12 protein-coding genes are annotated in these 13,291 nt (G+C 67.6%); 2 read left to right on the top strand and 10 right to left on the bottom strand.

Features of this window, described 5'->3' with window-relative positions; genetic code table 11:
- Positions 1-59: 59 nt before the first annotated feature.
- The 10 genes from QF036_RS09345 to QF036_RS09300 form a co-directional block, all read right to left on the bottom strand.
- On the bottom strand, positions 60-551 hold the full coding sequence (locus QF036_RS09345; protein ID WP_307101204.1) for an 8-oxo-dGTP diphosphatase: 492 nt from the start codon (positions 549-551) through the stop codon (positions 60-62).
- A 53-nt stretch (positions 552-604) separates the two neighbouring features.
- A complete protein-coding gene (gene xerD / locus QF036_RS09340; RefSeq protein ID WP_307101201.1) occupies positions 605-1,633 on the bottom strand; it encodes a site-specific tyrosine recombinase XerD in 1,029 nt (342 codons plus the stop codon).
- Positions 1,633-2,295, bottom strand: coding sequence for an NUDIX domain-containing protein (locus tag QF036_RS09335; protein ID WP_307101199.1), 663 nt, complete (start codon positions 2,293-2,295; stop codon positions 1,633-1,635). Before QF036_RS09335 ends, xerD begins: the two co-directional genes overlap by 1 nt.
- A 32-nt stretch (positions 2,296-2,327) precedes the next feature.
- Positions 2,328-4,085 carry a CTP synthase gene (locus QF036_RS09330; protein WP_307101197.1) on the bottom strand — a complete coding sequence of 586 codons (1,758 nt, stop codon included), beginning with the start codon at positions 4,083-4,085 and terminating at the stop codon, positions 2,328-2,330.
- Between the two features lie 96 nt (positions 4,086-4,181).
- Complete coding sequence (gene recN / locus QF036_RS09325; RefSeq protein WP_307101195.1) at positions 4,182-5,921, bottom strand: DNA repair protein RecN; 1,740 nt, start codon at positions 5,919-5,921, stop codon at positions 4,182-4,184.
- A 3-nt stretch (positions 5,922-5,924) separates the two neighbouring features.
- On the bottom strand, positions 5,925-6,950 hold the full coding sequence (locus QF036_RS09320) for an NAD kinase (RefSeq protein WP_003801861.1): 1,026 nt from the start codon (positions 6,948-6,950) through the stop codon (positions 5,925-5,927).
- A gap of 13 nt (positions 6,951-6,963) precedes the next feature.
- On the bottom strand, positions 6,964-7,776 hold the full coding sequence (locus QF036_RS09315) for a TlyA family RNA methyltransferase (protein ID WP_307101192.1): 813 nt from the start codon (positions 7,774-7,776) through the stop codon (positions 6,964-6,966).
- Between the two features lie 2 nt (positions 7,777-7,778).
- Positions 7,779-8,039, bottom strand: coding sequence for a hypothetical protein (locus tag QF036_RS09310; RefSeq protein ID WP_307101190.1), 261 nt, complete (start codon positions 8,037-8,039; stop codon positions 7,779-7,781).
- 9 nt (positions 8,040-8,048) lie between these two features.
- A complete protein-coding gene (locus tag QF036_RS09305) occupies positions 8,049-9,041 on the bottom strand; it encodes an HAD-IIA family hydrolase (RefSeq protein WP_307101188.1) in 993 nt (330 codons plus the stop codon).
- Positions 9,042-9,047: 6 nt separating this feature from the next.
- Positions 9,048-9,920 carry a hypothetical protein gene (locus QF036_RS09300; RefSeq protein ID WP_307101186.1) on the bottom strand — a complete coding sequence of 291 codons (873 nt, stop codon included), beginning with the start codon at positions 9,918-9,920 and terminating at the stop codon, positions 9,048-9,050.
- Here QF036_RS09300 and QF036_RS09295 point away from each other — a divergent pair.
- Positions 9,873-10,952 carry a hypothetical protein gene (locus QF036_RS09295; protein ID WP_307101184.1) on the top strand — a complete coding sequence of 360 codons (1,080 nt, stop codon included), beginning with the start codon at positions 9,873-9,875 and terminating at the stop codon, positions 10,950-10,952. The two genes, QF036_RS09300 and QF036_RS09295, sit on opposite strands and share 48 nt — an antisense overlap.
- A gap of 308 nt (positions 10,953-11,260) precedes the next feature.
- Positions 11,261-13,174, top strand: coding sequence for a cytochrome c oxidase assembly protein (locus QF036_RS09290; RefSeq protein ID WP_307101182.1), 1,914 nt, complete (start codon positions 11,261-11,263; stop codon positions 13,172-13,174).
- The last annotated feature ends 117 nt before the right edge of the window (positions 13,175-13,291 follow it).

Below are 13,291 nucleotides of genomic sequence, written 5' to 3'. Positions count from 1 at the left end.
AGAAGTAATGTCCCTGACCAGGCAGGCTAACCGTTAAGTTTCCGGCAGGGAACGGGCGGTTACACGGCCCGGAAGGAATATTCGGCGGACGCCACGGTCTCGTTGTCGTCGTTCAGGGTGATGACGGCATCGACGACGTTCCCGGCCAGCGCCAGCGGCAGCCAATGCTCCGCATCCTGCCACATGCGTTCCAGTGGAAGGGCGGAAATCAGGAACCACTCCGGAATGATCTCGGGGCTCTCGACCGGCTCACCGACCCACCGGCTGGACGTGAACAGGCGGGTGGACATGTTCCAGTCAGGGCGTGCGGGAAAGACGAACTCCACTTTTCCCGCGTCGAACAGGTCCTGCTCCAGGACGACGACGCCGGCCTCCTCCAGCACCTCCCGGCATGCCGCCTGCGCGTCGGTTTCGCCGGCCTCCACATGTCCGCCCAGTCCGACGATCTTGCCCGTTCCGAAGCCTGTCCTCTTCAGGCCCAGGAGCACCTCAGGCCCGAACTCCGGGCGTTCCCGTAGCAGGAAGCAGAGGGTGACGGGCACGGAAGTCATGCAGACCAGCCTAGCGGTGCCGGCGCTGTCCGCATGTCTGTCCCGGGCTGGGATTATCCGAGTGCCCGGGGATGCGCGGCGGCGTAGACTTCCCGCAGCGTGTCGGCGGTGACGAGGGTGTACACCTGCGTGGTGGTCACCGAGGCATGCCCGAGCAGTTCCTGGACCACGCGGACATCCGCTCCGCCTTCGAGCAGGTGGGTGGCGAAGGAGTGCCGCAGCGTGTGCGGGGAGACGTCCTTGGTGATGTTCGCCTTGTCCGCCGCAGCCTTCAGGATGGTCCAGGCGCTCTGCCGGCTGATGCGCCCGCCCCTGGCGTTGAGGAACAGCGCAGGGGTGCCCTTGCCCTTCCCCGCGAGCAAGGGGCGGCCCCGCACCAGGTACGCATCGAGGGCTCGGGCCGCGAAAGAGCCCAGCGGCACGAGGCGTTCCTTGGAGCCCTTTCCAAACAGCCGAACAATGGCGGGGCCGGATTCGGCTCCCTGCACCGAGAGATCGTCGACGTCCAGGCCTACGGCTTCACTGATCCGGGCACCGGTGGAGTACAGGAATTCGAGCAGCGCCCGGTCCCGGAGGCCGGTAGCGGTGTCAGTACCGGCGGCTTCCAGGATCCTGGTGACTTCCTCGACGGTGATCGCCTTGGGCAGCCGTTTGCCGGGCATTGGCGGGTGGACATCGCTGGCGGGGTCCGCCGTCGTCGTCCCTTCCAGCGCCCAAAAGCGGTGCAGTCCCCGGACGGCCACCACGGTCCGCGCCGCGGACCGCACGCCCAGAGGAGTGCCGCCGTCGGCGCCGTCGGAGAGTGCCTGGGCAAAGCCCGTCACGTGGTGGCGGGTGATGTCAGCCGGGCTGCTGAGGCCCTGCCCGGCGAGGTAGGCCGAATAACGGGCGAGGTCGCCGCGGTAGGCGGACAGTGTGTTTGCTGCGAGGCCCCGTTCGACACCCATGTGCTGGAGGTAGTCGGTCACGCCGCGGTCAATCGCGGTGCGGGGCCGTTCCGGCGGCGCCGGTTCCGCGCCATCTACCGGCTTGGGTGCCGCCGTGTCCGGAGATTCCTCCGGTGCCGCCGTATTAGCGGACATCAGCGCTGGCTGGGGTGCGCCGGCCAGGGGGCGTCGCCCGGCCGTAGTCCCCTGAAGCCGTCCGCTTTCGCGGCGGCGGCAGCAAGAATTCCGACGACGGCGGACGGGTTGTGCAGGTGTCCCTCCAGCACGGCGGCAACGGCATCCTCCAGCGGGATCCAATGCAGCTCGATTTCCGCTTCTTCGTCCGTGCGGACGTGCAGTTCGTGATGCGGGACCTCGGTGAGGCCGCGGGCCAGGTAGATGCGGATCGCCTCGCTGGAGGATCCGGGTGAATTGAAGAAGTCCACCAGGACGTTCCAGTCGCTGGCGATCAGGTCCGCTTCCTCGGCGAGCTCCCGCCCGGCGCCCACCACGAAGTCCTCGCCCTCGATGTCGAGCAGGCCTGCGGGAATCTCCCACAGGTCCATGCCCACCGGGTGGCGGTACTGCTTGATCAGCAGCACCTCGCCGTCGTCGTTCATGGGGAGCACAGCGACGGCACCCGGGTGCTCGATGTAGTCCCGGACAATGGGGTCGCCCTCGGAGGTGAGCTTGAAGCTGTCGCTGACAACGTCCCAGATCCGGCCGTTGTAGACCCGCTCCCGGGAGAGCAGACGGCGCGGGCTCGGCGCATCCGAAACCTGCCGGCCAGCAGGGGTGTTTTCAGACTTACCGGGCATCGCGCCGTCCTTACTCTATGGGTGCTGTGAAATTACTCGGCGGTGGCTTCGCCGGAGCCGGCCGCGGCGGGCTCGAAACCGGATCCGTCGCTGCCCCTCTGGTGGTCCAGGGCGGCCTTCACCAGACCGGCAAAGAGCGGGTGCGGCCGGGTGGGCCGTGAGCTCAGTTCCGGGTGCGCCTGGGTGGCCACGTAGTAGGGGTGGACTTCGCGGGGCAGCTCCACGTATTCCACCAGCTTGCCGTCCGGCGACGTACCGGAGAACACCAGGCCCTCGGCAGCGATCTGCTCGCGGTACTTGTTGTTCACCTCGTACCGGTGGCGGTGGCGTTCGCTGACAGTGGTCTTGCCGTAGGTCTCGGCGATAACCGAGCCCTCGTCCAGCTTGGCCTCGTACAGGCCAAGGCGCATGGTGCCGCCGAGGTCGCCGCGGCCCTCGACGAATTCCAGCTGCTCCTCCATCGTGGCGATGACCGGGTACTTGGAGTCCGGCTCGAACTCGCTGGAGGAGGCACCCTCCAGGCCGACGACGTTGCGGGCATACTCGATGACCATGCACTGCAGGCCCAGGCACAGGCCCAGCACGGGCAGCCGCGATTCGCGCGCAAACTTCAGGGCGCCCAGCTTGCCTTCCAGGCCGCGGATGCCGAAGCCACCCGGGACGCAGATGGCGTCCACGCCCTCCAGGGACCGCACTGCGCCCTCGTGGCTTTCGCATTCGTCGGACGGCACCCAGCGGATCTTGACCTTGGCGTCGTTGGCGAATCCGCCGGCGCGCAGGGCCTCGGTGACGGAGAGGTAGGCGTCCGGGAGGTCGATGTACTTGCCCACCAGGGCAATCTCGACCTCATGCTTGGGGTTGTGCACAGCTTCGAGGAGCTTGTCCCAGCTGGTCCAGTCCACGTCCTTGAACGGCAGGTCCAGCGCCCGGACGATGTACGAATCCAGGCCCTGGGTGTGCAGGGTCTTGGGGATGTCGTAGATGCTCGGAGCGTCGGCGGCGTTGACCACGGCGTCGATGTCGACGTCGCACATGCGGCCGATCTTCTCACGCATGGCGTCGGGGACTTCGCGGTCTGAACGGATCACGATGGCCTCCGGCTGGATGCCGATGGAGCGGAGGGCAGCCACGGAGTGCTGCGTGGGCTTGGTCTTCAGTTCCTGCGAAGGACCAATGTACGGGACCAGCGAAACGTGGAGGAAGAAGACGTTGGTCCGGCCGATGTCCTGGCGGACCTGGCGGGCGGATTCGAGGAAGGGCTGCGACTCGATGTCGCCGACGGTGCCGCCGATCTCCGTGATGATGACGTCCGGCGCGTTCTTGCCCTCGGAGGGAAGCCGCATCCGGCGCTTGATCTCATCGGTGATGTGCGGGATGACCTGGACGGTGTCACCGAGATACTCGCCGCGGCGTTCCTTGGCGATGACGGTGGAGTAAACCTGGCCGGTGGTCACGTTGGCCGAGCCCTCGAGGTTTTCGTCGAGGAAGCGCTCGTAGTGTCCGATGTCGAGGTCGGTTTCAGCACCGTCGTCTGTGACGAATACCTCGCCGTGCTGGAAGGGGTTCATCGTGCCCGGATCCACGTTCAGATAGGGATCGAGCTTCTGCATAGTTACTGACAAGCCGCGTGCCCGCAGCAGGTGGCCGAGGCTGGAGGCCGTCAGTCCCTTGCCTAGCGAGGACGCCACACCGCCGGTGACGAAGATGTGTTTGGTCGTCTTGGACGAGCCCGGGAACCGGGAATTTACACGGGAATTTGATCGCTGCACCACGGAATTCGAGCCTATCATCAATTGAGCCTTCCACGGATCGGGTATGCGTCCCCAAAGGCTTCAGTTTTCCCTGTCCGTGCGCTCCCGGCAAGGGCTGCCAGGGCCATCACCGGATCAGGCTTGCTGTGGCAGGAGCTTGGCGTCGTCCAGAAGCTCCTGGGCGTGCGCCTGGGCGGTTTCGGAGTCCTCCTGCCCTGCCAGCATCCGGGCGAGTTCCCTGACGCGTTCGGCCTCGTCCAGGAGCTGGACGTCGCTGGAAGTGAAGCCCTTGGCGGTGGAGCCATCGGCGCCGCGCACCGAGGTTTTGGTCACACGGATGTGCTGGTCGGCAAACGCTGCCACCTGCGGCAGGTGCGTGACCACCAGGACCTGGACATGGCGGGCCAGCATGGCCAGCCGCCGGCCGATCTCCACTGCGGCGCGGCCGCCCACGCCGGCGTCCACCTCGTCGAAGACGAACGTGGGCACGGGGTCCACGGCTGCCAGCACCACCTCGATGGCCAGCATGACCCTGGAGAGCTCACCGCCGGACGCGCCCTTGCCCAGCGGCCGGGCGGGGGCGCCGGAATGCGGCCGGAGCAGGAAGGAGATCTCGTCCGCGCCGTGGGGCCCCAGCTGGGCTGCGGCTTCGATGGTGATCACCAGCGTGGCGTCGGCCATGGCGAGGGCCTTCAGCTCCGCGCTGACCCGGGCGGAGAGGTCCTTGGCGGCCTTGGCGCGGACCTTGCTGATGGCCGCAGCCTGCTTTTTCAGCTCCGCACCGGCCCTGGCCACCTCGGCTTCCAGGTTCTCGATCCGGGTGGAGTCGCCCTGCAGTTCGTCAAAGCGCGCGCGGGCGTTTTCCGCCCATTCGAGGACCTCGTCGATGCTCGGCGCGTACTTCCGGACCAGCTTGGCCAGAGAGGCCCGGCGTTCTTCGATCTCGGCCAGGCGCTCCGGCCCCTCCGAGTCCAGCCCGGCCTGGTAACTGGCCAGCTCGGTGGCAATGTCGTTGAGCAGGAACCCGACTTCGGCCAGACGGGCGGCTGCTGATCCGAGTTCCTCGTCATGCTCGGCCACGTGTTCCAAGGTCCGCTTAGCCGCATCCACGAGCGACGTGGCGTCGCCGGCCTCGCCGAAGTCCTCGGCGATGAGGGCCTGGTGCGCGGTGGTGGCTGCGATCCGGAGTTCCTCGACGTTGGCCAGCTTCACGGCCTCGGCCTTCAGGGCCTCGTCCTCCCCCGGCTGCGGGTCCACGGCGTCGATCTCGGCCAGCGCGGCTTCCAGGGACTCGGCCTCGCGGAGCCGCTCGCGCTCTGCGCTTCGGAGCGAGTCCAGCTCGGCTTGGCTGGACTTCCAGGAGCTGTAGAGGTCCTGGAATCCGCCGAGCGCCGAGGCCAGCCCGTCCCCCGCGAACTTGTCGAGGGCTTCGCGCTGTGCGGCGGCGCCCTTGAGCCGGATCTGGTCCGTCTGCCCGTGCACCACCACCAGCGACTCGCCGATTTCGGCCAGCACCCCCACCGGGGCGGCCCGGCCGCCGAGGAAGGCCCGGCTGCGTCCGTCGGCACCCAGGCGCCGCGACAGCAGCAGTTCCGCGCCGCCGTCGAACTCCTCGATCTCAGCACCGGCATCCCTGGCGCGTTCCAGGGCGAAGTGGCCGGATTGCAACTGCACCACAGCTTCCGCAGAGGCGCTCTTCGCGCCACTGCGCACGGCGCCGGCGTCCGACCGGGCTCCCAGCAGCAGCCCGACGGCGGTGACCACCATGGTCTTGCCGGCACCGGTCTCGCCCGTCACCACGCTGAGCCCAGGGCCCAGCGGCAGCGTGGCGTCGGAGATGACGCCGAGATCGCGGATTCTCAGTTCTTCAAGCATGGTTCACTTTTCAGTCGGAGGATCGGATTCTGAACCGGGTTCGTACGGCCGGAGGCCCGAGGGAGGCGCCATGGTCCGGGGCGTGCGCACGATCGGCACGGGACCGGTATGGACCTGCTCGGACTGGGGCACGGGGCCGCGCCAGCCATGGATGGGAAGTTCGAACTTGCGGACCAGCCGCGCCGAAAACGGCGTCTGGTGCGTGCGGGCCAGGCGGACGGGGGTGGTGGACCTGGTGACCTCCACGCGGGCGCCGGGAGGCAGGTCCACGGAGCGCCTGCCATCACACCACAGCACGCCCAGTGCGTCCGTGCGGTTGAGCACTTCGACGGCCAGCCGGGACCGGGGCGAAACCACCAGCGGCTTGGCGAAAAGGGCATGCGCGCTGATGGGAACAATGAGAAGTGCCTCCACCTCGGGCCATACGACGGGGCCGCCGGCCGAGAACGCGTAGGCGGTGGATCCGGTGGGCGTGGCCAGCACCACGCCGTCGCAGCCGAAGGAGGTCAGCGGGCGCTCGTCCACCTCTGTGACCAGTTCGAGCATGCGCTCCCGGTCACCTTTCTCGATGGCGGCCTCGTTCAGGGCCCAGGTGTGCCAGATCTTTTGGCCGCGGACCCAGACCTGGACATCGATGGTCATGCGCTCCTCCACCGTGTATTCACGGCTGGCGATCCATTCGACGGTCTGGGCGAGGTCCGCACGCTCGCTCTCGGCGAGGAAGCCGACATGGCCGAGGTTCACGCCCAGCAGCGGCACGTCCACTTCGCGGACCAGTTCGGCTGCCCGCAGGATGGTCCCGTCCCCGCCCAGCACCATGACCAGTTCGACGTCCGGAAGCTGGATATGGTCGTGGAGGATTTCGACCGGCTGGTCCATGGCGCCGAAGAAGCCCTCCATGTCGCCCAGTTCGGACTTCTGCATGACGGGGATGATGCCGGAGGCGTGGAGCTGGGCGCATGCCTCCCAGGCCGCCTTTAGGGATTCCTCGCGGCCGGTATGGGCAAGTACCAGTACACGCCTGCTCATCGGGTTCCGCTCTCTAGTGGTTCGGCCAGATCTTTCCCAACAACGCAGCCACGGCTGCGTCCCGCTCTTCGATCTTAGGCAAGTCTTCGGACATTCTTTGCGTTATCCACAGGAAGTATTCGACATTTCCGTCCTGGCCAGGCAACGGGCTGGTAGCCAGCCCCCGCAGTTCCAGGCCGGCATCGAGCGCCGCCCCCGCCACTTTACCGACAGCCAGGCGCCGTTCGCGCTCCGAGGTGACCACTCCCGTGCGGGCGAGCCGCTCCTTGCCGATCTCGAACTGCGGCTTGACCATGAGGACCAAGTCTCCGCCCGGAGCGGTGCAGGCCGCCAGCGGGACCAGCACCAGCGTCAGCGAGATGAAGGACAGGTCGGCAACCGTGAGCTCCGCCGGGCCGCCGATCTGGCCGGGATCCATGTAGCGGACGTTCAGCCCTTCATGCACGCTCACGCGCGAATCGCTGCGGAGCTGGGGCACCAGCTGGCCGTGCCCGACGTCGACCGCCACCACGTGCGCGGCTCCCCGCCGCAGCAGGACGTCGGTAAAGCCGCCCGTGGAGGCTCCGGCGTCAAGGCATCGTTTGCCGCCGACGGCGACCTCGGGGAAGGCGTCCAGCGCGCCGGCCAGTTTGTGGCCGGCCCTGCTGGCGTATGCGTCCGTCGCGTCTTCGGCGACGCTCAGTTCACGGTCGTCGCCCACCTGCAGTGACGCTTTGGCGAGGACGTCGCCCTCCGAGGACACCTTGCCTTCGGCGATAAGTCGGGCGGCGTGCGTGCGAGACCTCGCCAGGCCCCTGCTGACGAGCAGTTGGTCGAGTCTGGGCATGGTCAGGCGGCACCCGGACCCAGCTGAGGCTCCTCGTTCTGCGGCTCCTCGTTCAGGGCTTCCAGCAGGGCGTCGTGCATGGCTGCATAGGCGGCGGGGTGCTCCGACACCGGGAGCCCGGGAACGCTACGGACCCGGTCCAGGATGGCAAGCACCGCCGGGTCAGCGACGCCGGCTTCAGAAGTACTGCCAGGCACCGCTAGCTGCGGCCAGGTAACGTCCGGAGCCGCACCGTCCGACGCGTCGTTGTTCAACTCGGGCATGGCACCAGTCTATTGATCCAGCCACTCGAGTTCGGGAGCCGTGGGGACGTCGGCGTCGGGCCGGGCCACCCACCACGCGGCACACGCCGCGCGCCAGGAATCGAGGTCGTCCTTGAGCCCGGCGATGCGGATGGCGTCTCCGGCAACGGTTGCGGTGGCGTTCCCGCAACGAAACGTCCCGCCGTCGTTATCAATTTCCGGATATGCCTCGTAGAGGCCGGCCAGGTCCCGGATGATGTAGCGTGGCCGCTCCTCGGTCCGGGCCGCCAGCATGCTTTCCAGGGTGTCAATGCCGGTCAGCACGGCCACCGTGGCGAAGCCGGCCCGGTTGCCGCCGAGGATGTCGGTGTCCAGCCGGTCGCCGACCACCAGCGGCCGGTCTGACGACAGGCGCTTGGCCGCTGCATGGAACAGCGGGGCCTCCGGTTTGCCGGCGACGAGGGGCTGCCGGCCGGTTGCAGCGGCCACCGCCGCCACGAGAGACCCGTTGCCCGGCGCGGTGCCCCGGGTCTGCGGGAGAGTCATGTCAGTGTTCGTCGCAACCCACAGCACGTCGCCGTCCGCCAGGACGAAGGACGCTTCGGCGAGATCCTTCCAGCCGATTGCAGGGTTGAAGCCCTGCACGACTGCCACCGGATTCTCCTCGGCGCTGTGCACCGGCTTCAGGCCAACAAGCTCAACCTCGTGGGCCAGCGCCGGGCTTCCGGTGATCAGGACGGCGGCGCCCGGGGACAGCAGAGACGCCAACAGGTCAGCCCCGGCTTGGGAGGAGCTCACCACCTGGTGGTCCTCTGCGGGGGCGCCGAGCTCACGCAGGTGGGCCGCGACCTGAGCCGGGCTGCGGGAGGCGTTGTTGGTGACGTAACCAAGGCCGACACCGATCCCGTCCAGCCGCTGCAGGGATTCCACAGCGCCGGGGATCGCGTGGGGGCCTCTGTAGACCACTCCGTCCAGGTCAGCCAGCAGGGCGTCGAACCGCGAAATCAGTTGTGCATCAGTCATGTGCGACTACTCCTCCGAGCCGTTCTGGCGGCGGTCGGCATCCTGCTGCTCGGTGTGCTCGGCTTCGGCCTCGGCGCCCTCATCCGGCTCGGCGGAATCCTCGTCGGACTCGGCGTCGTCGGATTCGAAGTAATCCGCCTCGGCGTCGTCCAGGTTTTCTACCGCCGCATCCGCTGAGGACTGCTGTGCAGCAGCTTCCTCCCCGGCGCTGATGCCGGGGTCCGCCTGGCTGTCGGAAGACTCGGTTCCGGCCGGCGCCGGCGTGCCGGCAGCCTGCGCTATCCGCTTCCGGCGTTCGGCTTCTTCGCGGGCTTCCTCTTCCTCGTCCCAGCCAAGGTCGATGATGTCGGGTTCCTCGGCCATGCCCAGACCCAGGGCTTCTTCCGCTACGACGGCCTGCCGCTGCCATTTTCCGGCCTCGGTTTCGCGGCCAACGGCGGTCAGGGCGTCGGCATAGGCGCGGAACAGGCGCGGGCTGTAGGAAAAGGCCCGGTTGATGTCCAGCTGCGGGATCTCCAGCTCCGCCACGGCGGCGTCCAGCTGGCCAAGGTCGGCGCGGGCACCGGAGGCGACAATCGCCAACTCCACCTTGCCGGGCGCATCGAGGTCCTGGGCTTCCTCGGAACGAACGACGTCCAGGGCGCGGTCGGGCCGGCCCAGGCCACGTTCACAGTCGGCCATCACGGGCAGGTGGACGTTGGAACCGCTGATCCGGCGGTACGTGCGGAACTCGCGCAGGGCCTCGCCGTAGTGTCCGGCGGCATAAGCGGTCAGGCCCACTGCCTCGCGGACAGCGGCAAGGCGTCCGCCGCGGCGGCTGGCAGCGAGGGCGTGCTGGAACGCCAGTTCAGGCTCCTCGTCGAGAAGCCGTCCGGCCATGACGAGGTGGCGAGCAACCCATTCCGCGCTGTTGGATTCCAGGGTCTTGATCTGGTGCTGTGTGGCGCGGTCGAGTTCCTTGCCCGTGACATCTTCGTCGATTTCGGGCGAACGCTCACGGTCCGGGCGGTTGGCGCTGCGGAGGTCCCGGGCGTTGGGAACGCGGGCCGGGCGGTCCTCAGCCCTGTCGCGGCCGAACTGGCGGGGGCCGGAGTCGCCGCGGTCAAAGCTGCGGGGTGCCCGGTCCTGCCAGCCAGCGCGGTCCTCGCGGGGTGCCCGGTCCTGCCGGTCGCCGAAAGGCCTGCGGTTGTCTCCGCCACCAAAACCGCGGCGGTCGCCCTCGCCCTCACGGCGCGGACGATCAGCAAACGGCTTACGCTCACCACCACCAAAACCGCGGCGGTCACCCTCGCCCTCACGGCGCGGACGGTCACCAAACGGCTTACGGTCACGATCACCAAACGGCTTACGCTCGCCACCACCAAAACCGCGGCGGTCACCCTCGCCCTCACGGCGCGGACGGTCACCAAACGGCTTACGCTCACCACCACCAAAACCGCGGCGGTCACCCTCGCCCTCACGGCGCGGACGATCAGAGAACGGCTTACGCTCACCACCACCAAAACCGCGGCGGTCACCCTCGCCCTCACGGCGCGGACGGTCACCAAAGGGCTTACGGTCACGATCACCAAACGGCTTACGCTCACCACCACCAAAACCGCGGCGGTCACCCTCGCCCTCACGGCGCGGACGATCACCAAACGGCTTACGCTCACCACCACCAAAACTGCGGCGGTCACCCTCGCCCTCACGGCGCGGACGGTCACCAAACGGCTTACGCTCACCACCACCAAAACCGCGACGATCGCCGTCGCCCTCCCGGGAGCGGAAGCCCCGCGGATCCCCGCCGGAGTTATTGGTCCCCCTAAACGGGCCCCCCTGCCGTCCCCGGTTGCTTCCCGAGTCCCCCCGGTCATTTCCGCCGCGGTAACCGCCGCCCTTGTGCTCAGCCATGGTGGATTCCTCCTGTAGTGAGCCGACCACTGGCGCGATGTGCAGCCGCTCTTGTCCGTGTTTGGTTGTCCTGCGCGACCCGTGGTGAAGCTTCCGGTGTCCGCATATCTCTAGCAATTCTAGGCGAGAGCCGGTGCCAGCCACTAACGGCGAGGGCCGTCCACGGGCCGGCGTGTGCATCCTCACAGGGGCGTGGGCCACTCGATCTGTTGGGGGCCGGTCCGTTTATTCGTGCTTCGGGGCGTCCGGCGGGGCGCAACATCCCACAGGAAAAATCCAAGGAGGCGTGGCAAGACTGGGCCTACAGCATCCGCCGAGGGGGAACCATGAAGAAATCACGGACGAAGCCGGTGGCCGCTGCAGCCATGATCCTGGGTTGCGGGCTACTGGCACTGTTCGTTGCCTACTCGACCGAGGCCGGCAAGGAAGCGGCGTTCCTGGACCGGACCGGCGCGGCGGTCATCTGGGGGCTTCCTCTTGCCAAACTTGTTTTCAATGTCGCGGCTGCCGGGACTGTCGGGCCTCTTGTCCTGGCGCTCTTTGCCCTCCCCCCGAAGGGAAAAGCGTTCTCGAAGGCACTCGTCCTTGCCGGCATATCCGCTGTGCTCTGGACAGCCACCGCAGCCGCGATCAGCGTCCTCACCTTCCACTCGCTGGCCAACCTGCCGCTGTTTTCGGAAGGATCCGGCGCCATTCTCGTGAGCTTCCTGACGGACGTCGACGCTGGGCGGAGAAACGCTCTGACCGTCGTGATTACGGCAACCGTGGCGCTCCTCTGCTTCGGAGTTCAGAGCCAGCGGGCTGTTGCCGTCACGGCAGTGCTGGCTGCCACGGGACTGATACCTCTGGCTCTAAACTCCCATGCCGCGGGTGGTGCCAGCCACGCCGACAGTACGGTCTCGGTAGTGATGCACATGGCCGCCGCAGCCATCTGGATCGGCGGCCTGGCCGCGCTCATCCTGCTTCGACGGACGCTGGGAACGGAGCTGCTGGCCGCGGTCCGGCGTTACTCGACGTTGGCGCTGCTGTCCTTCCTTGCCCTGGCAATCTCGGGCGTAGCGGCCGGAGTGACAGGCATCGGCACCCTTGAAGGGCTGGCCACACCGTACGGCCTGATCCTCTTGGCCAAGACCGCAATTCTGGGGGTTCTGGGCGTGTTCGGGGCCCTGCACCGAAAGTGGATCCTCACAAAGCTGGCGTCGGTCCCAAGCCGGGCACGAATCACCTTCTCGGCTCTGGCGGTGGCCGAACTTGCCGTCATGGCAGCCGCCTCTGGGCTGGCGGCCGCACTGGCGCGTACCCCACCGCCAACGGTTTCGCAGGCAGCGCCCGCCCCGGTGTCCCTACGTCTTCCGGGCTTTGTGGATTTGCTCGGCAGTTGGAAGCCCGACGCCCTGTGGATCTTCCTCTGCGCCGGTGCTCTGTTCTTGTATGCAGCCGGCGTGCGGCGCGTCAGGAACGGTGGCGGGCACTGGCCTGCCTACCGCGCGGGTCTCTGGGTGGCTGGAGTCGCGCTGCTGTTCCTGGTCACCAACGGAGGACTCCGCGTTTACCAGGAGTACCTGATCAGTGCGCACGTCACGACGCAGATGCTTCTCATTGCCGTCGTTCCGCTCCTGCTGGTTCCCGGTGCGCCGCTGACATTGGCCAGGCTCGCCGCTTCGCCCAGGCAGGACGGGACGATAGGCGGCGCGGAAGCACTCATGTTAATCCTGCGTCCTGTCATGAGTGCTACGTCGGCGCCATATATGGCGGCCGCTGGCTTGGCCGCGGTGCTGGCTGCCCTGTACTACACGCCTTTACTGGAGTACTCGTCACGCACCCAGTTCGGGTACCAGGCAATGGCCCTGTTGGCGTTGCTCTCCGGCTGCCTGTTCACAGCTTCCCTTACCCGCGCCACCAGCGCCGGCCCTGGATCGTCACTGCCCTCCAGGCTGGCGACCATAGGTGCCGTGGCTGCGCTCTATGCGGCGCACGGCTGGGCCCTCGCCCAACAAGCAGACCAGCTGCCGGATTCGCGGCGGCAGGAATGGCTGATCACCGTGGGCCTGCCCTGGGACCAACCGGTTCTGGCGGTGGTCGAGCCGGCGGGCATGGCCATGTGGATCATCGCGGGCGGCACACTACTTGTCGCGGCGGCGGCTGTGCTGTCCACGTCACGCCGAGGCCGCGACCCGATCGCACGGCACCGTTCCGCTACTGAGCGCGACCACAATCTTGTGATGTCCTCTGAGCCCTGATGGGCTTCGCCCCCATGCGGGCGTCTCTTGGGTGGCTTCCACCCAAAGAAGGCCACCGCCAGCCCTGCCTCCCTCAAGGTTTCCGCAGGGTAGGTATTACACCCTTCAACTAAATCA

It is taken from the genome of Arthrobacter globiformis (assembly GCF_030817195.1).
GTDB lineage: Bacteria > Actinomycetota > Actinomycetes > Actinomycetales > Micrococcaceae > Arthrobacter > Arthrobacter globiformis_D.
Note: the sequence above shows the minus strand (reverse complement) of the source record. Positions and strands in the feature narration are given on the sequence as shown.